General features: G+C 72.4%; 18 protein-coding genes and 1 pseudogene. 8 read left to right on the top strand and 11 right to left on the bottom strand.

Going from position 1 to position 21463, the window contains the following annotated elements; genetic code table 11:
* Positions 1–48 precede the first annotated feature (48 nt).
* Positions 49–1689, bottom strand: coding sequence for an ABC-F family ATP-binding cassette domain-containing protein (locus ACQCO7_RS35995; protein WP_464075732.1), 1641 nt, complete (start codon positions 1687–1689; stop codon positions 49–51).
* 81 nt (positions 1690–1770) lie between these two features.
* Between ACQCO7_RS35995 and ACQCO7_RS35990 the strand changes: the two genes are divergently transcribed.
* Entirely contained in the window at positions 1771–2715 is a 945-nt protein-coding gene (locus ACQCO7_RS35990; RefSeq protein WP_464075731.1) for an FAD-dependent oxidoreductase, read from the top strand.
* 191 nt (positions 2716–2906) lie between these two features.
* Here the strand turns inward: ACQCO7_RS35990 and ACQCO7_RS35985 are convergent, their stop codons facing one another.
* The 5 genes from ACQCO7_RS35985 to ACQCO7_RS35965 all read right to left on the bottom strand — a co-directional run bounded on the left by ACQCO7_RS35985 (position 2907) and on the right by ACQCO7_RS35965 (position 10576).
* The gene (locus ACQCO7_RS35985; protein ID WP_464075730.1) at positions 2907–4853 is read right to left on the bottom strand and encodes a Xaa-Pro dipeptidyl-peptidase; all 1947 of its coding nucleotides are present in this window, start codon (positions 4851–4853) and stop codon (positions 2907–2909) included.
* Positions 4854–4913: 60 nt separating this feature from the next.
* A complete protein-coding gene (locus tag ACQCO7_RS35980) occupies positions 4914–5843 on the bottom strand; it encodes an adenosine kinase (RefSeq protein ID WP_464075729.1) in 930 nt (309 codons plus the stop codon).
* Between the two features lie 76 nt (positions 5844–5919).
* Positions 5920–8091, bottom strand: a complete 2172-nt coding sequence (locus tag ACQCO7_RS35975; RefSeq protein ID WP_464075728.1) for a 3-hydroxyacyl-CoA dehydrogenase NAD-binding domain-containing protein — start codon at positions 8089–8091, stop codon at positions 5920–5922.
* A gap of 35 nt (positions 8092–8126) precedes the next feature.
* Positions 8127–9341 carry an acetyl-CoA C-acetyltransferase gene (locus ACQCO7_RS35970; protein WP_464075727.1) on the bottom strand — a complete coding sequence of 405 codons (1215 nt, stop codon included), beginning with the start codon at positions 9339–9341 and terminating at the stop codon, positions 8127–8129.
* Between the two features lie 113 nt (positions 9342–9454).
* Positions 9455–10576 (bottom strand): CaiB/BaiF CoA transferase family protein, encoded by a 1122-nt coding sequence (locus ACQCO7_RS35965; RefSeq protein WP_464075726.1) that lies wholly within the window; start codon positions 10574–10576, stop codon positions 9455–9457.
* Between the two features lie 152 nt (positions 10577–10728).
* Here ACQCO7_RS35965 and ACQCO7_RS35960 point away from each other — a divergent pair, with 152 nt between their 5' ends.
* Entirely contained in the window at positions 10729–11907 is a 1179-nt protein-coding gene (locus ACQCO7_RS35960; protein WP_464075725.1) for a saccharopine dehydrogenase family protein, read from the top strand.
* Between the two features lie 18 nt (positions 11908–11925).
* Here the strand turns inward: ACQCO7_RS35960 and mmpA are convergent, their stop codons facing one another.
* Positions 11926–12072 carry a morphogenic membrane protein MmpA gene (mmpA, locus tag ACQCO7_RS35955; RefSeq protein WP_010356576.1) on the bottom strand — a complete coding sequence of 49 codons (147 nt, stop codon included), beginning with the start codon at positions 12070–12072 and terminating at the stop codon, positions 11926–11928.
* Positions 12073–12137: 65 nt separating this feature from the next.
* Complete coding sequence (locus ACQCO7_RS35950; protein WP_464075724.1) at positions 12138–12845, bottom strand: endonuclease V; 708 nt, start codon at positions 12843–12845, stop codon at positions 12138–12140.
* A 151-nt stretch (positions 12846–12996) separates the two neighbouring features.
* Between ACQCO7_RS35950 and ACQCO7_RS35945 the strand changes: the two genes are divergently transcribed.
* Positions 12997–13449 carry a hypothetical protein gene (locus ACQCO7_RS35945; protein WP_464075723.1) on the top strand — a complete coding sequence of 151 codons (453 nt, stop codon included), beginning with the start codon at positions 12997–12999 and terminating at the stop codon, positions 13447–13449.
* A gap of 15 nt (positions 13450–13464) precedes the next feature.
* On the opposite strand, the gene ACQCO7_RS35940 is transcribed toward ACQCO7_RS35945, so the two are convergent.
* A complete protein-coding gene (locus ACQCO7_RS35940) occupies positions 13465–14553 on the bottom strand; it encodes a WD40/YVTN/BNR-like repeat-containing protein (protein ID WP_464075722.1) in 1089 nt (362 codons plus the stop codon).
* Positions 14554–14832: 279 nt separating this feature from the next.
* Between ACQCO7_RS35940 and ssgD the strand changes: the two genes are divergently transcribed.
* From ssgD to ACQCO7_RS35920, 4 genes are all read left to right on the top strand, one after another.
* Positions 14833–15249, top strand: coding sequence for a spore wall synthesis regulator SsgD (gene ssgD / locus ACQCO7_RS35935; protein WP_010354457.1), 417 nt, complete (start codon positions 14833–14835; stop codon positions 15247–15249).
* Between the two features lie 252 nt (positions 15250–15501).
* Positions 15502–17103: an ABC-F family ATP-binding cassette domain-containing protein gene (locus tag ACQCO7_RS35930; protein ID WP_464075721.1), complete on the top strand. Its 1602-nt coding sequence runs from the start codon at positions 15502–15504 to the stop codon at positions 17101–17103.
* A gap of 128 nt (positions 17104–17231) precedes the next feature.
* Positions 17232–18008, top strand: coding sequence for a dimethylargininase (gene ddaH / locus ACQCO7_RS35925; RefSeq protein WP_464075720.1), 777 nt, complete (start codon positions 17232–17234; stop codon positions 18006–18008).
* A 220-nt stretch (positions 18009–18228) separates the two neighbouring features.
* Entirely contained in the window at positions 18229–19203 is a 975-nt protein-coding gene (locus tag ACQCO7_RS35920) for an acyl-ACP desaturase (protein ID WP_409116204.1), read from the top strand.
* A 76-nt stretch (positions 19204–19279) separates the two neighbouring features.
* On the opposite strand, the gene ACQCO7_RS35915 is transcribed toward ACQCO7_RS35920, so the two are convergent.
* Entirely contained in the window at positions 19280–19519 is a 240-nt protein-coding gene (locus ACQCO7_RS35915) for a WhiB family transcriptional regulator (RefSeq protein WP_010354453.1), read from the bottom strand.
* A gap of 146 nt (positions 19520–19665) precedes the next feature.
* Here ACQCO7_RS35915 and ACQCO7_RS35910 point away from each other — a divergent pair, with 146 nt between their 5' ends.
* Positions 19666–20451 carry a VOC family protein gene (locus ACQCO7_RS35910; protein WP_464075719.1) on the top strand — a complete coding sequence of 262 codons (786 nt, stop codon included), beginning with the start codon at positions 19666–19668 and terminating at the stop codon, positions 20449–20451.
* A gap of 131 nt (positions 20452–20582) precedes the next feature.
* Here ACQCO7_RS35910 and ACQCO7_RS35905 read toward each other — a convergent pair.
* Positions 20583–21119, bottom strand: a pseudogene (locus tag ACQCO7_RS35905) (substrate-binding domain-containing protein); the annotation flags it as partial.
* Positions 21120–21463: the final 344 nt, after the last annotated feature.

Raw genomic sequence — 21463 nt, 5'->3', positions numbered from 1 at the left:
GTCGCGCAGTTCCCCGCACCCCTTTGGGGCGTTGCCCTTAAAGGGGTTTTAACGCTCCGTCACCTTTCCTGCCGCTACCTCCAGGCGGCGCGTCACCTGTACCGCGTCCAGCATTCTGCGGTCGTGGGTGACCAGGAGCAGCGTTCCCTCGTACTCCTCCAGCGCCGATTCCAGCTGTTCGATCGCCGGTAGGTCCAAGTGGTTCGTCGGCTCGTCCAGCACCAGGAGGTTCACGCCCCTGCCCTGGAGCAGGGCCAGGCCCGCCCTCGTGCGCTCTCCCGGGGACAGGGTGGCCGCCGGACGCAGGACGTGGTCCGCCTTGAGGCCGAACTTGGCCAGGAGGGTGCGGACTTCCGCCGGTTCCGTGTCCGGGACCGCCGCGCAGAACGCGTCCAGCAGCGACTCGGGGCCGTAGAAGAGTTTGCGGGCCTGGTCCACCTCGCCGACCAGGACGCCCGAACCCAGCGTCGCCGTACCGGAGTCCAGCGGGAGGCGGCCCAGGAGCGCTGCCAGCAGGGTTGATTTTCCTGCCCCGTTCGCGCCGGTCACCGCTACCCGGTCCGCCCAGTCGATCTGGAGGGTGACCGGGCCGAAGCCGAAGTCGCCGAGGCGGATCTCCGCGTCCCGTAGGGAGGCGACCACCGCGCCCGAGCGGGGTGCGGAGGCGATCTCCATCCGCAACTCCCATTCCTTGCGGGGTTCTTCGACGACGTCGAGGCGTTCGATCATGCGCTGCGTCTGGCGCGCCTTCGCCGCCTGCTTCTCGCTGGCCTCGCTGCGGAACTTGCGGCCGATCTTGTCGTTGTCGTTGTTCGCCTTGCGCCGCGCGTTCTTGACGCCCTTGTCCATCCAGGAGCGCTGCATCTGGGCGCGGTCCTGGAGCGCGGACCGTTTGTCGGCGTACTCCTCGAAGTCGTCGCGGGCGTGACGGCGGGCGGTGGCGCGTTCTTCGAGGTACGCCTCGTAGCCGCCGCCGTAGAGGTTGATCTGGCCCTGGGCCAGGTCGAGTTCGAGGACCTTGGTGACCGTGCGGGTGAGGAACTCGCGGTCGTGGCTGACGACGACCGTGCCGGCGCGCAGGCCCTTCACGAACCGTTCCAGGCGTTCCAGGCCGTCGAGGTCGAGGTCGTTGGTGGGTTCGTCGAGGAGGAAGACGTCGTAGCGGGACAGGAGGAGCGAGGCGAGGCCCGCGCGGGCGGCCTGGCCGCCGGACAGGGACGTCATCGGCTGGTCCAGGCCCACGGTGAGGCCGAGGGTCGCGGCGGTTTCCTCCGCGCGTTCGTCGAGGTCGGCGCCGCCGAGGTCGAGCCAGCGCTCCAGGTGCACGGAGTAGGCGTCGTCCGCGCCGGGGACTCCGTCGGCCAGGCCCTGCGCGGACTCGTCCATCAGGCGCTGTGCCTCGGCGACGCCGGTCCTGCGGGCCAGGAACTCGCGGATCGTCTCGCCGGGGCGCCGTTCGGGTTCCTGCGGGAGGTGGCCGACGGTCGCGGTCGGCGGGGAGAGCTTGAGGTCGCCCTCCTCCGGGGCGAGCAGTCCCGCGAGCAGTCTCAGCAGCGTGGACTTGCCCGCGCCGTTGGCCCCGACCAGGCCGATCACGTCCCCGGGGGCCACGACGAGGTCGAGTCCGGAGAAGAGGGAGCGGTCGCCGTGGCCGGCGGCGAGGTTCTTGGCGACGAGGGTGGCGGTCACAGAGGGTAGATCCTAGCTGGGGTGGGGGCTTCCGGGTTTCAGGAGGGGATGGAGCGGGGGTTCTCCGGGGATGTTCCGGGGATGAACCGTGACGTCGTGATCATCGGGGCCGGGGTCGTCGGGCTGACGACCGGAGTGGTGCTGGCCGAGCGGGGGTGGCAGGTGCGGGTCTGGGCCCGCGAGGTGGGTGAGGCGACGACCTCGGCCGTCGCCGGTGCGCTGTGGTGGCCGTACCACATCGAGCCCCGGCTCACCGCGCGCGCCTGGGCGCTGGAGTCGCTCGACGTGTACCGGGAGTTGGCTCGGCAGGGCGGGGCGGCCGGGGTGCGGATGGCGGAGGGGGTGCTCGGGGGGACGTCCCTCGACGAGGTGGGGTGGCTGGAGGGGGCGGCGCTGGGGTTGCGGGCCTGCACGCCGGGTGAGTACGCGGCGAGGGCCGGGTTGTGGGCCCGGTTGCCGTTGGTCGACATGGCCGTGTATCTGCCGTGGCTGCGGAGGCGGTTCGAGGAGGCCGGTGGCCGGGTCGAGGTGCGTGCCGTGACCGGTCTCGCCGACGCCGACGCGCCCGTGGTCGTCAACTGTGCCGGGCTCGGGGCGCGGGAGCTGGCCGGCGATCCCGACGTACACCCGGTCCGGGGGCAGTTGGTGATCGTCGAGAACCCCGGCATCGACAGCTGGGCCGTGTCCGACGGCGTGGACGGTTCCCTCACGTACTTCTTCCCCCAGCCCGGTCGGCTGCTGCTGGGTGGTACGGCCGAGGAGGGCGCCTGGTCCCTCGTACCCGATCCCGCCGTGGCGGAGGCGATCGTCCGGCGCTGCGCGCGGCTGCGGCCGGAGATCGCGGGGGCGCGGGTGCTGGGGCACCGGGTGGGGTTGCGGCCCGCGCGGGGGGTGGTGCGGTTGGAGCGGGGGGTGCTGGGCGACGGTCGGATCGTGGTGCATCACTACGGGCACGGGGGTGCGGGGGTGACGGTGGCTTGGGGGTGTGCGCGGGAGGCGGCGGGGCTGGTGGAGGGGGGTGGGTGAGGGGATGGCGGGACGGGAAGGGAGGTGCGGCGCCGCAGGAAGGGGGCGTGGCAAGGGTGCGGCGCCGCAGGTGAGCCCTGCGGCGCCGGTTGTCGGCGGGGCGCCGTACGCGGTGGCGGCGCCGGACGCTGCGGGGACGCCGTACGTCTGGACTGTGCCGTACGCGGCGGCGTCCCCGGTGCGCTGCGTGCTTACGGCACGCGCCGTGCCTGTGCGTTCGGGCCGACGCCCTCCAGCGGGGCCGCCGTCCTCGGCGGGGTCGTGACCGTCCCTGCCGTCGCGCGGGCGAAGGCCGGGGCGCCGCCCACGAGGGGGACGTTCGCCGACGTGCGGGACAGGTCCAGGGTCAGCGTCGGCTTGTCGGCGGGGGGTTCGATGAGGTTCTTGTCCGTGCCCGCGACGATCAGGGCGAGGCGGTGGCCCGCCGGGACGACGTGGTCGGTCGCGGCCAGGGCGATCGTGAGGGTGTAGCGCTTGCCCGGGGTGAGCGGGACGCCGTGGCCCGGGTCGGCGTACGTACCGAGGTCGGCCCAGCCGCGGCTGACGACCGTGTAGTCGACGGACGTCGTCTTCGCCGCCGTCCGCTTGAAGCAGGCGCTGTCGCCGGCCGTGCTCGCGCCCCAGCAGGTGCGGTCCGTGAGGGTCGTGATGCCCTCGCCCGCCGCCGCGTAGTCGCGGATCGTGTCGGGGCCGAGGTCGACGAGGACGGCGGAGAGGTGGGCCGTCGGTGTCGTGGGCGTCGCGGTGACGGTGACCGTCGGGGAACCGGCGAGGCGCAGGTCACGCGTGAGGGGCCCGGTCGTGAACCCGGCCTTCTCCGGTGTCGCGGTGTCGATCTTCGCGGACCAGTCGGTCTCGTCCAGCGCGGGGTTGTCGGTGAACGTCGCAGTGCCGGTGCCCTTGCGCAGGCCGAGGGTCCCTACGCCGGGCTGCGTGCCGGTCGCGGGGCGCAGGGTCGTCGCCCGCGTGCCGGACGGGGGCCAGGCGCGGGACGTCTCCCACTGGTCGGGGTGGCGCTCGACGTCGGCCATCGGTTCGCGGTCGATGCCGTTGTCGTAGCCGAGGAGTTCGTGGTCGAACCAGCGGTGCAGCGTGTCGACCCAGGCGCCGCGCCGGAAGTCGAAGGGGTCGACGTGACCCGTCTGGGAGAGCCAGATCTTGCGCTTGACGCCGTGCTTCGCGAGGGCGTTCCACCACTGGCCGAGGTGGTTCGTGCGGACGTTGAGGTCCTGCATGCCGTGCACGGCGAAGACGCTGGCCTTCACCTTGCCCGCGTCCTTGACGTAGTCCCGGCCGGTCCACAGGGGGGTCCAGTCGCCGGTGCGGGGCGCGCCGTTCTTGAGCCGCTGCTGCACGGCGGCGCACTTGGCGCGGGCGTCCGGGCTGTCGACGTAGTCGGAGAGGTCGTCGGGGCCGCCGTCGTACAGCGGGGCGCCCTGCTGGAAGTAGTAGTCGTACCAGGAGGAGATCGCGCTGATCGGGACGACCGTCCTGAGTCCCTTGACGCCGGTCGCGGCGACGCCGTTGGCTATCGTGCCGTCCCAGCTCTTGCCGATCATGCCGGTGCGGCCGTTGGTCCAGTCGGCCTTCGCGGTCGTCGTGCCGGTGCGGGTCGTGTACGCGGTCGCCCGGCCGTTCAGCCAGTCCACGACCGCCTTCGCGGAGCCGATGTCCGAGGGGCCGCCGATGTCCACGCAGCCGTCGGAGCGGTTGGTGCCGGCGAGGTCGACGCCGACGAACGCGTAGCCGCGCGGGACGAAGTAGTTGTCGTAGAAGAGCGGCATCTGGACGACGTTGCCGCTCGCGTCGTACGTCTTCAACTGGCTCTCGTTGCCCCGGCCGCAGCAGGAGTAGTAAGGGCTGGCGTCCATGATCACCGGCACCTTACGGCCCTGCTGGGCGGGTTCCCGGGGGCGGACGATGTCGACGGCGACCCGGTCCTTCTTGCCGTCGCCGTCGCCGTCCAGGCCCGTGTCGACCCATACGGACTGGCGTATCGCCTTGTCGTACGAGTAGACCGGCAGGCTCTCCCGTGAACCCGCCTGCGCCGTAGTGGGGGTGAGGAGGGAGGCCGCCAGGACGGTGAGGGTGGTGGCCGCGAGGGGTCTCCAGGTCGTGAAGCGCTTGCGTAGAGGCATGGGCGGGACGGTACCTCTGTGAACTCCTGCGCAGTAGAGGGTGTTTGTGAAGTTCTGGCGTCACAGGTCGGCCCTCGTCAGGGCGGCGGCGCGGGTGGCGGGGACGGTGCACGCGTACGCTCCCGCGCGGGCGCCGTATTCCGCGCTCTCCTGCAGGGGCGCGCCGGTCAGGGTGCCGTACAGGAAGCCCGCGGCGAAGGCGTCGCCCGCGCCGTTGGAGTCGACGACCGGGGCGGGTGGGAGGGACGCGGGTACGCGGATCAGGTCGCCCTGTTCGAGGAGGTAGGCGCCCTTCGCGCCGGCCGTCACCACGACCGTCCTGGCGCGGCCGTCCCTCGCGATGCGGCGCATCGTCGCTTCCACGTCCGTGAGGGCCGCCGCCGAGAGGAACACGATGTCCGCGGCGAGGGCGAACGGTTCGTGGTACGGGTTCTCGCCGTCCCAGTCGTGCAGGTCCGTCGAGAGGGGGACGCCGGTCTCGCGCAGGACCGGGAGGGCGTCGGCGCAGGGCTGGGTGAGCGAGACGTGTACGTGCCTGCTGCGGGCGGCGAGTGCCCGCAGGGTGTCCTCGGGGAACCGGTCCTCGAAGCGGGTGCGGCTCGTGTCGTACAGCGAGAGCCTTCGCCCGTCCGGCGACACCAGGTTCGTGGCCCGTTTGGTCCCGGCGGCCTGCGGCAGGGCGGTCAGCGCGATGCCGTGCTCCCGGTGGAAGTCCCGCACCAGCGCGCCTTCCGGATCGTCGCCGAGGAAGTCGAGGTGGTGCACCACGAGCCCGAGCGCGGTGAGCCCCAGCGCCACGAAGTCCCCGGTCTGCCCGGCCCGCGCGTGGATGCCGTCGACCATGTGGCTGTCGACGTACGGGAGGGGCAGCTCGGGCACGGGGATGACGGTGTCGACCCCGGCTCCGCCGAGGACGAGGACGTCGATGTCGTTGCGGCCCTTCACCGACGGTGTTGTGGCGTCGCCCCTCGTGTACGTGATCTCCGACATGCGACCACGGTAGGCGACGCCACTGACAATCGGGCTGACCTGCTCTTTCGTCAGGTCGGACAGCTACTTGGCGGTGTCACGCGTCCGTGAACGTCTCGCCCTTCTCCGCCTTCTCGACGAGCAGTGCCGGCGGGGTGAAGCGGGTGCCGTAGCGGGCGGTCAGTTCGCGGGCGCGGGCGGTGAAGCCGGGGAGGCCTCCCTCGTAGCCGTTGATGTACTGGAGGACGCCGCCGGTCCAGCCGGGGAAGCCGATGCCGAAGAGGGAGCCGATGTTGGCGTCGGCGACCGATGTGAGGACGCCCTCCTCCAGGAGGCGGACCGTGTCGAGGGCCTCGGCGAACAGCATGCGTTCCTGCATGTCGCGGAAGGGGATCTCGGCGCCCGCGCGCGTGAAGTGCTCGCGCAGGCCCGGCCACAGGGCCGTACGCCGGCCGCTGTCGTCGTAGTCGTAGAAGCCCGCCCCGCCCGCGCGCCCGGGACGGCCGAAGTCGTCGACCATGCGGTCGATCACGGCCTCGGCGGGGTGCGCGGTCCAGGTGCCGCCCGCCTCCTCGACGGCCTGCCGGGACTCCTTGCGGATCTTGCGGGGCAGGGTGAGCGTCAGCTCGTCGACCAGGGAGAGCACCTTGGCGGGGTAACCCGCCTGCGCGGCGGCCTGTTCGACGGAGGCGGGCTCGATGCCCTCGCCGACCATGGCGACGCCCTCGTTGATGAAGTGGCCGATCACCCGTGAGGTGAAGAACCCGCGCGAGTCGCCCACGACGATCGGCGTCTTGCGGATCTGCCGGACCAGGTCGAAGGCGCGCGCGAGGGTCTCCTCGTTCGTCCGCTCGCCCTTGATGATCTCGACGAGGGGCATCTTGTCGACGGGCGAGAAGAAGTGCAGGCCGATGAAGTCCTGCTGCCGTACGACGCCTTCGGCGAGGGCGGTGATGGGGAGCGTGGAGGTGTTGGAGCACAGCAGCGCGTCGGGGGCGACGACGTGCTGGATCTCCTGGAACACCTTGTGCTTGAGGGAGGCGTCCTCGAACACGGCCTCGATGACCGCGTCGCAGCCCGCGAGGTCGGCGGGGTCGGCGGTGGGGGTGATGCGGGCGAGCAGCGCGTCGGCCTTCTCCTGGGTCGTACGGCCCTTGGCGACGGCCTTGGCGCACAGTTTCTCGGAGTAGCCCTTGCCCTTGCGGGCGGCCTCGGCGGTGACGTCCTTGAGGACGACGTCGATGCCCGCACGCGCGCACGCGTAGGCGATGCCCGCGCCCATCATCCCGGCGCCGAGGACGGCCGCTCTGCGGACCGGCCGGGGTTCGACGCCCTGCGGGCGGCTGGCGCCGGAGTTGACGGCCTGGAGGTCGAAGAAGAACGCCTGGATCATGTTCTTCGAGATCTGCCCGGCGGCCAGTTCGACGAAGTAGCGGGCCTCGATGACCTGCGCGGTCCCGAAGTCGACCTGCGCGCCCTCGACGGCGGCGGCGAGGATGCGGCGCGGCGCCGGGTAGGGGGCGTTCGCCGTCTGCTTGCGCAGGGTCGCCGGGAAGGCGGGCAGGTTGGCGGCGAACTTCGGGTTGGCCGGGGTGCCGCCGGGGATGCGGTAGCCGGGCCGGTCCCAGGGCTGCTGGGAGGCGGGGTTGGCGTCGATGAACGCGCGGGCCTTCGCGAGGAGTTCCTCGCGCGTGCCGGCCACGTCGTCGATCAGGCCGTTCTGGAGGGCCCTGGGGGCGTTGTACTGGGTGCCCTGGAGGAGAACCTTCAGGAGGGCGTCGGCGATCCCCAGGAGGCGTACGGAGCGGACGACGCCGCCGCCCCCGGGGAGCAGGCCGAGGGTGACCTCGGGGCAGCCGATCTTGGTGCCGGGCGTGTCGAGGGCGACGCGGTGGTGGCAGGCGAGGGCGAGTTCGTAGCCGCCGCCCAGGGCCGCGCCGTTGATCGCGGCGACGACCGGCTTGCCGAGGGTCTCGATGCGGCGCAGGTTGCGCTTGATCTCCAGGCCGCCGTCGAACAGCTCCTGCGCGGTGTCCGGGGTGACGCGGATCAGGTCGCGCAGGTCGCCGCCCGCGAAGAACGTCTTCTTGGCGGAGGTGACGATGACGCCCTTGACGGTGTCCTTCTCGGCCTCCAGGCGGTCGGTGACCGCCGCGAGGGAGGTGCGGAAGGCGGCGTTCATGGTGTTCGCGGACTGGTCCGGGTCGTCGAGGACGAGGGTGACGACGCCTTCGCGGTCCTGTTCCCAGCGGATGGTGGTGGAGTTCATGGAGGGTGCCTTCTCGGTGATCCGTCGGGAGGGGGTCAGAGTCGCTCGACGATGGTGGCGATGCCCATGCCGCCGCCCACGCACAGGGTGGCGAGGCCGTAGCGCTTGTCCTGGCGTTCCAGTTCGTCGACGAGCGTGCCGAGGATCATCGCGCCGGTCGCGCCCAGCGGGTGGCCGAGCGCGATGGCGCCGCCGTTGACGTTGATCTTGTCCAGGGGGATGTCCAGGTCCCTGGCGAAGCGCAGCACGACGGCCGCGAACGCCTCGTTGATCTCGACGAGGTCGATGTCGCCGATGCTCAGCCCGGCCTTGGCGAGCGCCTTGCGGGTGGCGGGCGCGGGGCCGGTGAGCATGATGGTCGGCTCGGAGCCGGAGACGGCGGCGGAGACGATCCGCGCGCGCGGGGTGAGGCCGTGGCGCTCACCGACCTCCTTCGAGCCGATCGCGACGAGGGCGGCGCCGTCGACGATGCCGGAGGAGTTGCCCGCGTGGTGGACGTGGTCGATCTTCTCGACCCAGTGGTACTTCTGGAGGGCGACCGCGTCGAAGCCGCCGAGTTCGCCGATGTCCGCGAAGGACGGCTTCAGGGCGGCGAGGGAGTCGGCGGTGGTGCCGGGGCGCGGGTGCTCGTCGCGGTCGAGGACCGTCAGGCCCGCGCGGTCGGTCACCGGGACCACCGCGCGCGTGAAGCGGCCCTCCTTCCAGGCGGTCGCCGCGCGCTCCTGCGAGAGGGCCGCGTACTCGTCGACGTCGCGCCGGGTGAAGCCCTCGATGGTGGCGATGAGGTCGGCGCCGATGCCCTGCGGCACGAAGTCGACGGCCAGGTTCGTCATCGGGTCGTTGAACCAGGCGCCGCCGTCGGAGCCCATCGGCACGCGCGACATCGACTCGACGCCGCCCGCGAGCACGAGGTCCTCCCAGCCGGAACGGACCTTCGCCGCCGCCGAGTTGACGGCCTCCAGGCCCGAGGCGCAGAAGCGGTTCTCCTGCACCCCGGCGACCGTGTCCGGCAGGCCCGCCGCGATCGCCGCGATCCGCGCGATGTCGGAGCCCTGGTCGCCGTGCGGGCCGACGACGCCGAGCACGATGTCGTCGATCGCCGCCGGGTCGAGGCTCGGCAGGCGCTCCTGGAGGGCGTGCAGGAGGCCGGTGACCAGGTCGATCGGTTTCGTGCCGTGCAGCGCGCCGGTGGCCTTGCCGCGACCGCGGGGGGTGCGGATCGCGTCGTACACGTACGCTTCGGTGCTCAAGGGTGGGCCTTTCGGGGGTCGTGAGCCGAGCTTTTCGGGTGGGGCGGGGTTTCGGGGTGGGCCCGGGTGGGCTCTTCGGGTGAGCCGGCCCGGGGTGGGTCCGGTGGTGCCGGTCAGTCGGTGGTGAGGCCGGGTATCCCCCAGTCCCGGGCCACGTCCGCCGTGTCCGCGCCCGGCTGCGGGGGCGGCGTGCGGATCGTGGTCGGGGTCGCGGAGAAGCGGGGCGCGGGTGCGGGCTGGGTGATGCCGCCGTGGTCGGTGAAGGTGCCGCGCGCGGCGAGGTGCGGGTGGTGCGGGGCCTCGCGCAGCGACAGCACGGGTGCCACGCACGCGTCGGAGCCCTCGAAGCGGGCCGTCCACTCGTCCCGCGTACGGGTCTTGAAGCGGGCGGCGACCGCCTCGCGCAGGGCGGGCCAGCGGGCCGGGTCCTTGCGGGCGTCCGCGAAGCCGTCGAGACCGAGGAGGGCGGTGAACTCGCCGTAGAACTGCGGCTCCAGCGCGCCGACCGCCATGTGGCCGCCGTCGGCCGTCTCGTACGTGCCGTAGTACGGGCAGCCGCCGTCCAGGAGGTTGGCCGCGCGCCGGTCCTGCCAGCCGCCGGCGGCGAGCATGCCGTGGAGCATCGACGTCAGGTGCGCGGCGCCGTCGACGATCGCGGCGTCCACGACCTGGCCGGTGCCCGTCGCGCGCGCGTGGTGCAGCGCGGCGAGGACGCCGACGACGAGGTAGAGCGAGCCGCCCGCGTAGTCCCCGAGGAGGTTCGCCGGGGCGGGCGGGGGCCGGTCGGGGGTGCCGGTGATGCCGAGGGCGCCGGTGACGGCGATGTACGCGATGTCGTGGCCCGCGCGGTGCGCGAGGGGGCCCTCCTGGCCCCAGCCGGTCATCCGGCCGTACACCAGCGCGGGGTTGCGGGCGTGGCACTCCCGCGGGCCCACGCCGAGGCGCTCGGCGACTTCGGGGCGCAGGCCCTCGATCAGGACGTCCGCGCGGGCGGCCAGGTCGAGCACCCGCTCGGCGCCCTGCGGGGACTTGAGGTCGACGACCACCGAGCGCTTGTTCCGGTTGGTGACGTCGTACGCCGGGTCGATCGCCAGGACCGGGCGGCCGGGGCGGTCCACCCGGACGACGTCGGCGCCGAGGTCGGCCAGGAGCATCGCCGCGAACGGGCCGGGGCCGATGCCGGCCAGCTCGACCACGCGCACTCCGGCGAGCGGTCCGTGCCCTGCCGTCGTCATCCAGCCCCCTCGCTGTCGTCACCGCCGATGCTAGGAACGCGTTCCGGTCGAACACAAGAGCAAGCGCTTGGAAACTGGGCCGCCCGGGTGCGTGATCAGATGCCGCACCCTCCACGCTAGCCTCGGCCACTGACAACGACCCGAGGGGTGTCATGAGCAGGCCGAAGAAATCGGACCGTCCCTACGACGTCGTGCTGTTCGGGGCCACCGGCTTCGTCGGCACGCTCACCGCGGAGTACCTCGCCGCGCACGCCCCCGACGGGCTGCGGTGGGCCATCGCCGGGCGCAGCGAGGCCAAGCTGGAGCGGCTGCGGGAGCGGCTGCCCGGTGGCGAGGGCGTCGGGGTGCTGCGCGCGGACGTCGCCGACCCGGCGTCCCTGCGGGCGCTCGCCGGGCAGGCGCGCGTGGTCGCCACGACCGTCGGGCCGTACGTGACCTACGGCGACGGCCTCGTCGCCGCGTGCGCGGACAACGGCACCGACTGTCTCGACCTGTCCGGGGAGCCGGAGTTCGTCGACCTGACCTATGTGCGGCACGACGCCCGCGCGCGGGAGACCGGGGCGCGGATCGTGCACGCGTGCGGGTTCGACTCCGTGCCGCACGACCTGGGCGCGTACTTCACGGTGCGTCAGCTGCCCGAGGGGGTGCCGCTCAGCGTCGACGGGTTCGTGAGCGCCGACGCGATGATCTCCGGCGGGACGCTCGCCTCCGCGCTGAACCAGTTCGCGCGCGGGCGCCAGGTGTTCGCCGCCGCCCGCGACCGCGCGCGGTACGAGCCCCGGCTCGTCGGGCGCCGGGCCACCGCGCCCGCCGCCGCGCCCCGGTTCGCCTCCGAGGTGGGCGCGTGGGCGCTGCCGCTGCCCACCCTCGATCCTCAGGTCGTCGTCCGCTCCGCGCGGGCGCTGCCCCGGTACGGGCCCGACTTCCGCTACCGGCACTACGCCGCCGTCCGCCGGCTGCCGGTCGCCCTCGGGGGTGTCGCCGGGGTCGGTGCGCTCGTCGCCGCCGCGCAGGTGCCGCCCGCGCGCCGGTGGCTGTCCGCGCGCCTGGAGCCCGGGGAGGGGCCCAGCGCGGAGAAGCGGGCGCGGAGCTGGTTCTCCGTGCGGTTCGTCGGCGAGGGCGGGGGGAGGCGGGTGTTCACCGAGGTGTCCGGCGGGGACCCCGGGTACGGGGAGACGGCGAAGATGTTCGCGGAGAGCGCCATGGCGCTGGCGGTGGACGACCTTCCGCCGGTGGCGGGGCAGGTGACGACGGCCGTGGCCATGGGGGACGCGCTGATCGGGCGGCTCCAGAAGGCGGGCATCCGGTTCCGGGTGGCGGCCCGGGTGTGAGGGCGCGTTCCGGCCAGGTCAGATCTGCCACTCCACGAGGGTGTAGATCATGCCCACGATCCAGCCGAACCCCGCCAGTACGGCGAGGATGAGGGCGGCGTTGACCGCGCGCTCTACGGGGCGGTCGGGGTCGGTGAGGGGCTTGGGCGCGCGGTGGCTCGTCATGGGTGCCAGCCTGCCGGGGCGTACGGGGCGTCACATCCGTACAGGTACTCAGATCGGTCTGGGTGTCAGATCCGCCGTGCCGAGGCGCCCGTGGCCTCCTGGAGCGCCTTGCGGCACAGGGCGTCCGCCCGGCGTGTCGTCTCCGGGAGGCGGAACTCGGGGGTGAGCGCGAGGGTGTGGGCGCAGGCGGCGTCCAGGGTGGTGCGGTGGCCCACGGAGACGAACACCGGCTTCACGCCCGCGCGTGTGCGCAGCGCCCGGCCGACCTCCTCGTCGCCCGCCCTGAGGGGCGCCGACGCCCCGCGCGCGGGCTCCGGTTCGTCGTACGTGAACGTGAACGGGTTCTTCGCGACGCCGATCGTGCGCAGGCCGGTGAGAACGCCCAGGTGGCTCGCCAGGCCGAACCTGCGCGGGTGCGCGAGGCCGTACCCGTCGCACACGACCAGCCCCGGAGCGCAGGGCAGTGCGTCGAGAGCCGCCATGACGGTGGGCAGTTCCCGGAACGCCAGCAGTCCGGGGACGTACGGGAACGAGATCCGCCCCACCGCCGTGACCTGCGCGACGACCTCCAGGCTCCCCGCGTCCAGCACGACGGCCGCCGCCGCGACGACGTCCCGCTCGTCGTCGTAGGCGACGTCCACACCGGTGACGTGCCCCCTCCCCGGGGGCGGGCCGGGTTCGTCGAGCACCACGCGCGCGCGGAGGGCGTCCTGGACGGCTCGGGCTTCCGCTTCGGTGGTGGGCCAGCCGGCGGGGATCTGTACGGTCGTCATGGTGGGTCGAGGGTACGGGGCGGGAGCTTCCCGTGGCCTTCGTGGGCCGGCCACACGGGAATCGCTGTGCAACCTTCGAACCATCTGACGCGTCTTCACTGACAACGGAACATTCAGACGTTCCGGACCAACTCGTTCCACGGGGGAACGCATGAACTCGACACGCACTCGTACCCGCCGCGGCACGGCCGTGGCCCTCACCCTGCTGATGGCGGCCGGCCTCGGCGCCGCCGGCGCGGGCGCCTCGAACGCGGCCGGCGCCATACCGCCGCAGACGCGGGAGATCGCCTCGTCCACCCTCGGCTCCGACTACAAAATCACCCTGACCGCGCTGCGTTCGACGGAGGACGAGTACGCCGCCTCCGTGCGGTTGCAGGTCTACACGCAGGCGGGCGGCGCCTGGAAGGAGTCGGACCGCGTCACCGTGGGCGACGTCGACGGCTGGTTCTGGTACCCGCTCACCGGCAAGGGCGCGGTCTGCCAGTTCTCGGCCGCGAGCACCGAGCCCGCGCCGCTGACCGTGAGCCTGCTGCTCACCCCGTCCCTCGGCTGCTCGGACCCCGTGCACTACGTGGTGAAGCAGGGCAGGGTCTACGCCGGCTGAACCCCCGCCGCGAGGTCACCGTTCCAGGCGGGCCGCCCTGCCCTGTTCGCCCGCCGCCCAGCAGGTGTGGTCCGGCGTGCAGGTGACCGTATCGAAGGAGCCGGGGGCCAGGGCGTGCCAGGTGCGGCCCGCGTCGGTGGTGATGTCGGTGCCTGTGGGGCCTACGGCCAGGGCCGTGGTGCGGCTGTGGGGGAGCCAGGTGGCGCCGGAGCGGTAGGACGGCGGGGGTGTGGGGGCGGGCCGCCAGGTGCGGCCTCCGTCGGTGGTGACGGCCGCCGCTCGCGGGGAGAGCTGGTCGGCGCGGTAGTCGCCGCCCACCGCTATGCCGTGGCGGGGGTCGCGGAACGTCACGGCGAAGACGCCCCGAGCCGGGTCGGCGGCGGGTATCGGGGTGTCGGCGGCGGTCCAGGTGCGGCCCCGGTCCGCGGAGTGCAGTACGCGTGCGTGCGCGGCGCCTCCGGTCGCCAGCCAGACGTCGCGCGGGCCGGAGGTGACGAGGCACTGTCCGCTCGCCGCGAAGCCCGCCTCGCCGTCGAGGGCGGCCGGCATGCCGGTGTCCGGGAGGACGGTCCAGGTGCGTCCGCCGTCGGCGGTCGACAGGATGCGGAATCTCCCGTCCACGGGGTCGCTCATCGCGAGACCGTGGCGGCGGTCGAAGAAGGCCAGGCAGTCGTAGAACGCGCGCGCGTCGGTGTTGCGGAAGGACTCCGTCCAGGTCGCCCCGCCGTCGTCCGTGCGGTAGATCCGCGACGCCTCGCCCTCCCCGATCGCCAGCACCACCGCGCGGCGCGCGTCGAACGCCTCGACGTCCCGGAACTGGAGGTCCTGCGCGCCGGGCGGCGACACGTTCCGCCAGCTCGCCCCGCCGTCCGTGGTCCGCAGGACGGTCCCCTGCGTCCCCGCGAGCCACGCCGTGTCCCTGCTGACCGCCGCGAGCCCCCGGAACCGTACGGAGGGCGTCCCGGTGTCCTTGAGCGCCCACTGCGGGCCGCCGGACGGCGCCGTACCGGCCTGCGCGGGGACAGCGCCCGACACGGCCAGCATCACCCCGCAGACCATCCCGAGGGCAGCACTCTTGCGTCCTCTGCCCGCCACACGTCGCATGATCCCCGAGCGCCTCATGCCGGGCGAAGCTAGCGGACGCCTCCGGCTCCGTCCAGTGGCCCTCTCCCGCGTGCTTCCGCCACTCCCGGGTACCCCCCACCCTCCGTCCCCTCCGCCACCATCACCCCCGATGTCCCCACAAGCCCCCTTGGTCCCCCTCGTACGGTGACCGATGTCACGTGGAATTCAGGTGCACGGATCCGGGGGTTCCGGCGTCTCTTCAAGTGTCGAGTGTCGTCCGGCAGGAAGTTCGTCCAGCAGTCACAAGGGAGCAAGGCGATGTCCACCGTCATCGAGCAGCCCGTGGAGGCCCGTCTGGTCGCCGCCGCGCCTCGGATGCAGAGCATCCCCGCCACGCTGCAGTACGACCGGACCGATCCGTTCGCGGTACGGATGGCGTTCCCGGCGCCCGCGACGCTGGAGGGCGTGGAGGTGTGCTGGACGTTCGCGAGGGAGCTGCTCGCGGCGGGCCTGACGGAGGCGGAGGGCGACGGGGACGTACGGGTGCGGCCGTACGGCTTCGACCGGACGGTGCTGGAGTTCCACGCCCCGGAGGGTACGGCGATCGTGCACGTGCACTCGGCGGACGTACGCCGTTTCCTGCGGGCGACGAGCGAGCTGGTCCCGGTCGGCCTGGAGCACCTCCAGCTGGACCTGGACCACGACCTCGCGGAGCTGATGCGCGACGCGTACTGATTAATCCTTTGACACCCTCACAGCGCCCTCCCTACGGTTGATCCCGCTTCTGTTGCCGCCGATTGGAGAAGGACGTTGCTCGTCTGAGGTCCCGAGACATCGCGTCGCACAGCCACCGCCTTCGCGAGCTGTGTGCGTTGCGTCCGACCTCGGCGTACGAGCCGTCCCCGCGGCCCTACGGCATCCCGAGCCGACCTCCGGTGTCTCGACACGCGTCTGCCCCTGACCGCATGCGCACACCGCGAGGCTTTCTTGAGTCATTCCATCACCGCTTCCGCCCTCTCCTTCGCCTGGCCCGACGGCACCCCCGTCTTCGAGGACCTGGACCTCGCCTTCGGCCCCGGCAGGACCGGGCTCGTCGGGGTCAACGGGTCCGGCAAGTCAACCCTGTTGAAGCTGATCGCCGGGGAGCTGACCCCGGCGGACGGCGCCGTACGGATCGCCGGCGAGGTCGGCTACCTCCCGCAGAACGTCACCCTGGGCACGGCCCTGAAGGTCGACGAGGCCCTCGGGATCGCCGCGCGGCGATCCGCCCTGCACGCCATCGAGGGCGGTGACGCCTCGGAGGAGCACTTCGAGGTCCTCGGCGACGACTGGGACGTCGAGGAGCGCGCCCTGGCGACGCTGGGCGAGCTGGGCCTGGGCCACATCGGCCTGGACCGCACGATCGGCGAGGTGTCCGGCGGCGAGTCCGTCCTGCTGCGGCTGGCGGCCCTGCTGCTGCGCCGCCCGGACGTCCTCCTGCTGGACGAGCCGACGAACAACCTCGACCTCCGCGCGCGTGCACGCCTGTACGCCGCCGTCTCCGCGTGGTCGGGTGTCCTGGTCGTCGTCAGTCACGACCGTGAGCTCCTGGACCTGGTCGACCAGATCGCCGACCTGCGCGCGGGCGAGGTGACCTGGTACGGCGGCAACTTCAGCGCGTACGAGGCGGCGCTGGCCGTCGAGCAGGACGCGGCCGAACGCATGGTGCGCGTCGCCGAGGCGGACGTGCGCCGGCAGAAGCGCGAACTGAGCGACGCGCAGGTCAAGTTGGCCAAGCGCAAGAAGTTCGGGCAGAAGATGCAGGACAACAAGCGCGAGCCGAAGATCGTCATGGGGCTGCGCAAGCGGTCCGCGCAGGAGTCGGCGGGCAAGCACCGGATCCTGCACCAGGAGCGCCTCGCGGAGGCGAAGGAACGGCTCGACGAGGCGGCGGAGGCGGTCCGGGAGGACGACGAGATCCGCGTCGACCTGCCGTACACGGCCGTACCGCCGGGCCGGGGCGTGCTGACGCTGCTGGACCTGGAGACCGTGTACGGCGCGCGCGTGGGGAACCTCGATCTGCGCGGCCCGGAGCGGGTCGCGCTGGTGGGGCGCAACGGGGCGGGCAAGACGACGCTGCTGCGGACGGTGGCCGGGGAGCTGGCGCCGGTCGCGGGCGAGGCCGCCGTCCATGTCCCCGTGCGGTTCCTGCCGCAGCGGCTCGATGTGCTGGACGACGAGCTGACGGTGGTCGAGAACGTGGCCAGGTTCGCGCCTGAGGCGACGAACAACCGGATCCGGGCCCGGCTGGCCCGGTTCCTGTTCCGGGGCGGCAGAGCGGACCAGAGGGCCGGGACGCTGTCGGGCGGGGAGCGGTTCCGCGCGGCGCTGGCGGCGCTGATGCTCGCGGAGCCCGCTCCGCAGCTCCTGCTGCTGGACGAGCCGACGAACAACCTCGACCTCGCGAGCGTGCGCCAGCTGACGACGGCTCTGGAGTCGTACGAGGGCGCGCTGATCGTGGCCAGTCACGATCTGCCGTTCCTCCGGTCGATCGGGGTGACGCGCTGGCTGGAGCTCGACGGTGAGTTGCGCGAGGGCGACGCGGGGTGACTCACCGGTATCTCGGCTGAGCCACAGCCGCACGGGAGGGCTTTTGCCCCATGCGCGCGGGGTTGCATGATGGCGGACCGGTGCCCCGTTCCGGGGCGCCGGGAAACCGCCGATTCGGAGACCTGGACGTGCCCAGCAAGAAGGCCCTCATCCGCCGCCCCGGCCCGCGCCTCCCGGAAGGGCTGGTCACGCACATCGAGCGCGAGAAGATCGACCCCGGCCTCGCCCTGGAACAGTGGGAGGGGTACGTCGAGGCGCTGTCCGCGCACGGCTGGGAGACCACCGAGGTGGAGCCCGCCGACGACTGCCCGGACGCGGTGTTCGTCGAGGACACCGTCGTCATGTTCCGCAACGTCGCGCTGATCACCCGCCCGGGCGCGCGTTCCCGGCGGGACGAGACGGCCGGTGTGGAGGAGGCGGTGGCGCGGCTGGGCTGCTCGGTGAACTGGATCTGGGAGCCGGGCACCCTGGAGGGCGGCGACGTCCTCAAGGTCGGCGACACGGTGTACGTCGGGCGCGGCGGGCGCACGAACGCGGCGGGCATCCAGCAGTTGCGGGCCGCGTTCGAACCGCTCGGCGCGCGCGTGGTGGCCGTTCCGGTCAGCCGTGTACTCCATCTGAAGTCGGCGGTCACCGCACTGCCCGACGGGACCGTGATGGGCCACATCCCGCAGGTCGACCGGCCCGCCCTGTTCCCGCGCTTCCTGTCCGTGCCGGAGGAGTCCGGCGCGCACGCGGTGCTGCTCGGCGGGCACAAGCTGCTGATGGCGGCGAGCGCGCCGAAGACGGCCGAACTGCTCACCGACCTCGGGCACGAGGTCGTCACGGTCGACATCAGCGAGTTCGAGAAGCTGGAGGGCTGTGTGACATGCCTCTCGGTAAGGTTGCGCGGGCTGTACGACTGACCGGCTGACGACGTCACTCCGACGGCCCCGGGACCTGGGGGGTTCCGAGGCCGTCGGAACGTTCGGAAGATCGGCCGCGCCCCTGCTGATCAGCACCCTTTTACAACGTACTTAACCTACGGTCTCGTAACCTACGGTTTCGTAGCCTACGATCCCGTAGGTTCCTTCCGGCGCCGCTCGCCGGAGTGTTCCGCTCCGCTTTCACGTCCCTGGAGTTCTTGTGACGATCACTTCTCCCCACCTGGGCAGTTCCGCCGGCTGGACCGATGCGCGGCTGCTGTACGCGCTGGAGGAAGTGGTCGAGAAGGAACTCAACCGGCACATGCAGGTCACCAAGGACTGGATGCCGCACGAGTACGTCCCGTGGAGCGACGCGCGCAACTTCCCCGGCTTCTTCGAGGACGGCGAGGCGTGGGGCAAGGAGCAGTCGAAGGTCACCGAGATCGGGCGGATCGCGCTGGTCGTCAACCTGCTGACCGAGGACAACCTGCCGAGCTACCACCACGAGATCGCGAGCCTCTTCGGCCGGGACGGCGCCTGGGGCACGTGGGTGCACCGCTGGACGGCCGAGGAGGGGCGCCACGGCATCGTCATGCGCGACTACCTGCTCGCCTCGCGCGCGGTGGACCCGGACAAGCTGGAGCAGTTCCGGATGTCCCACATGAGCGAGGGCTTCGAGTCGGACAACAGCCACTCCATGCTGCACTCCGTGGCCTACGTGTCCTTCCAGGAGCTCGCCACCCGCATCTCGCACCGCAACACCGGGCACCAGTCCGGTGACCCGGTCTGCGACCGCATGCTCGCGCGCATCGCCGCGGACGAGAACCTGCACATGATCTTCTACCGCAACCTCCTGAAGGCCGCGTTCGAGCTCGCTCCCGACCTGACCATGCAGGCCGTCCGCGACGTCGTCGTCAACTTCCGGATGCCCGGGCACGGCATCCCCGGCTTCGAGCGGGCCGCCGCGCAGATGGCCATCGGCGAGGTCTACAACATGCGCATCCACCACGACGACGTGCTCGCGCCCGTCCTGCGCTTCCTCAAGGTCATGGAGATCGACGGGCTCGGCCCCGACGGACGCCAGGCGCAGGAGGAGCTCGGCATGTTCATGGGCGGGCTCAACGCGGAGGCGACGAAGTTCGACGAGAAGCTGGCGGCGCGCAAGGCGCGGATGGCGGCGCGCGCGAGCGCGTGAACCTGCGGTGAGCTGGGCCGGTGAGACAGGCCGGTGAGACAGGGGCGGTCCGGGGTTTCCGGGCCGCTCTTCCGCGTCAGTGGCGTCTGAGGTGGTGGCGTTCCTTCTCCGACAGGCCGCCCCAGACGCCGAACTGCTCGTCGTGGGTGAGGGCGTGGTCGAGGCAGGCGGGGCGGATCGGGCACAGGCCGCAGATCTGTTTCGCCTCGCGGACCGAGCTGCCCGGTTCCGGGAAGAAGAACTCCGACCCGGTCTGTGCGCACAGGGCTTCCTGCTGCCAGGAGAGGTCGGGTACGGGCTTCGTGTCGGTGGACATGCCGGGATCGTGCCGGATGCGGGAAAACGTTTGATCAACGGCCGATCAACGGGCCGGTGCGGGGGGCGGGCGGGGGGTTCGGGGGCGATTGTCAGTGGGCGGTGCAAGACTCGGCAGGGCAGGGGTTCCTAGCGAGGAGGCTGGCGATGCTGACCACACGATTCGTCGAGGGCGCACCGAACTGGATCGATCTCGGGACGGCCGACATCGAGGGGGCGAGCGCGTTCTACGGCGCGCTGTTCGGGTGGCGGTTCGTGTCGGCGGGGCCGGAGGCGGGCGGGTACGGGTTCTTCCAGCTCGACGGGAAGACCGTGGCGGCCGGGATGCGGACCACCGAGGAGCAGGGGCCGCCGTCCTGGACGCTGTACTTCCAGACGCTGGACGCGCGCGCGACCGCGCTGGCCGCCGAGAAGGCGCACGGCAAGGTGCTGGTCCAGCCGATGGAGATGCTGGGGCAGGGCACGATGGCGGTCCTCGCGGACGAGGCGGACGTGCCGTTCGGGCTCTGGCAGCCGGCCGCCCTGCCGGGGCTCGATCTCGTCAGCGAACCGGGGTCCCTGTGCTGGGCCGAGCTCTACACCGCCGACATCGCCGCTGCCGCCGCGTTCTACCACTCCACGCTCGGCCTGGAGACCTCCGCGATGCCGTTCCCCGGCGGTACGTACACCTGCGTCAACCCGCGGGGTAAGGGAGACGACGCGATGTTCGCCGGCTTCGTCCCTCTCTCCGACGCTCCCGACGAGGACAGCGCCTACTGGCTCCCGTACTTCGAGGTCCCCGACACGGACGCGGCGGTCGCGACGGCGGTGGAACGGGGCGGGAGCGTGCGTCTGCCGGCCGTGGACATGGAGGGGGTGGGGCGCTTCGCGAAGCTGGCGGACCCGTACGGGGCACGCTTCGCGGTGATCAAGAGCGCGACGCCGGTGGAGTGAACGCGGGGCTGCGGGGCTGCGGGGCTGCGGGGCTGCGGGGCGGGTACGTCGAGGGCCCGGGGTCGGCGTCGCTGTCGCCGTGTCGTTCGGGCTCAAGTGCCGTGGTCCCGTGCGGGGTTCGGGAGCCGGGGTCAGGCCGATGACCTGTGGATCAGCCTTGTCGGGAGGACCACGCTTCTCAGGGGGACCTCGGTCGTCGACGGGGTGCGGGCGAGGCGGTACAGGAGGAGGCGGGCCATCAGGCGGCCCATCTCCTCGATGTCCTGGCGGACAGTCGTGAGGGGAGGGTCGGTCTGTTCGGAGATCGGCAGCATGTCGTCGAAGCCGATCACCGCGACGTCCTCGGGCACCCGGCGTCCCTGTTCCCGCAGGACGCGCAGCGCACCCGACGCCGTGAGGTCGTTCGCGGCGAAGACGGCGTCCAGGTCGGGGCGTCGGGCGAGGAGTTCCCGCATCGCGTGTTCCCCGCCGGCCGACGTGAAGTCGCCCTCGGCGAGGAGTGCCGGGTCGGTGTCGCCCATGACATCGAGGTACCCGTCGAGCCGGTCGACCGCCGAGGTCTGGTCGAGGGGACCGGTGATGTGCGCGACACGGGTACGGCCGAGGCCGACGAGATGACGTACGGCGGCCTGGGCGCCACCCCGGTTGTCGCTGTCGACGTAGAGGATGCCGCCACCGAAACGCCGCCCTACCTCACGCTCACCGCCGACCGCTCCGGCGTACGCGTCCCGCTCACCGGCGAGACCGCCACCCACCGGATACCCGGCGCCTCGCTGCGCCCCCGCACCGCCCGCCCACTCCCCGCCCCCCGCAGCACGGCCACCTCGACGCGCCCCACCACTCCACGCGGTACGCCACTTCCCCGCAGCCGCTTCCCGAAGCTCTCCACGCCCCTCAGCCATCTCACCCGACCGCGCTCCCCCGGCCACCTCGTCGACTCGCCCCACCCCAGCACCCGAGCCCCCTCGCACCACATCGATCCCCTTACCCGGCCGCCCCACCCCGACACCGA

The organism is Streptomyces saintjeani, assembly GCF_055409605.1.
Note: the sequence above shows the minus strand (reverse complement) of the source record. Positions and strands in the feature narration are given on the sequence as shown.

Coding starts and splice junctions, on each gene's coding strand:
- ssgD (WP_010354457.1), top strand. CDS start 14,833: ATGTCCACCGTCATCGAGCAGCCCGTGGAGGCCCGTCTGGTCGCCGCC.
- mmpA (WP_010356576.1), bottom strand. CDS start 12,072: ATGACGAGCCACCGCGCGCCCAAGCCCCTCACCGACCCCGACCGCCCC.
- ACQCO7_RS35940 (WP_464075722.1), bottom strand. CDS start 14,553: ATGCGACGTGTGGCGGGCAGAGGACGCAAGAGTGCTGCCCTCGGGATG.
- ACQCO7_RS35910 (WP_464075719.1), top strand. CDS start 19,666: ATGCTGACCACACGATTCGTCGAGGGCGCACCGAACTGGATCGATCTC.
- ACQCO7_RS35980 (WP_464075729.1), bottom strand. CDS start 5,843: ATGTCGGAGATCACGTACACGAGGGGCGACGCCACAACACCGTCGGTG.
- ACQCO7_RS35950 (WP_464075724.1), bottom strand. CDS start 12,845: ATGACGACCGTACAGATCCCCGCCGGCTGGCCCACCACCGAAGCGGAA.
- ACQCO7_RS35960 (WP_464075725.1), top strand. CDS start 10,729: ATGAGCAGGCCGAAGAAATCGGACCGTCCCTACGACGTCGTGCTGTTC.
- ACQCO7_RS35990 (WP_464075731.1), top strand. CDS start 1,771: ATGAACCGTGACGTCGTGATCATCGGGGCCGGGGTCGTCGGGCTGACG.
- ACQCO7_RS35945 (WP_464075723.1), top strand. CDS start 12,997: ATGAACTCGACACGCACTCGTACCCGCCGCGGCACGGCCGTGGCCCTC.
- ACQCO7_RS35915 (WP_010354453.1), bottom strand. CDS start 19,519: ATGTCCACCGACACGAAGCCCGTACCCGACCTCTCCTGGCAGCAGGAA.
- ACQCO7_RS35985 (WP_464075730.1), bottom strand. CDS start 4,853: ATGCCTCTACGCAAGCGCTTCACGACCTGGAGACCCCTCGCGGCCACC.
- ACQCO7_RS35965 (WP_464075726.1), bottom strand. CDS start 10,576: ATGACGACGGCAGGGCACGGACCGCTCGCCGGAGTGCGCGTGGTCGAG.
- ACQCO7_RS35975 (WP_464075728.1), bottom strand. CDS start 8,091: ATGAACTCCACCACCATCCGCTGGGAACAGGACCGCGAAGGCGTCGTC.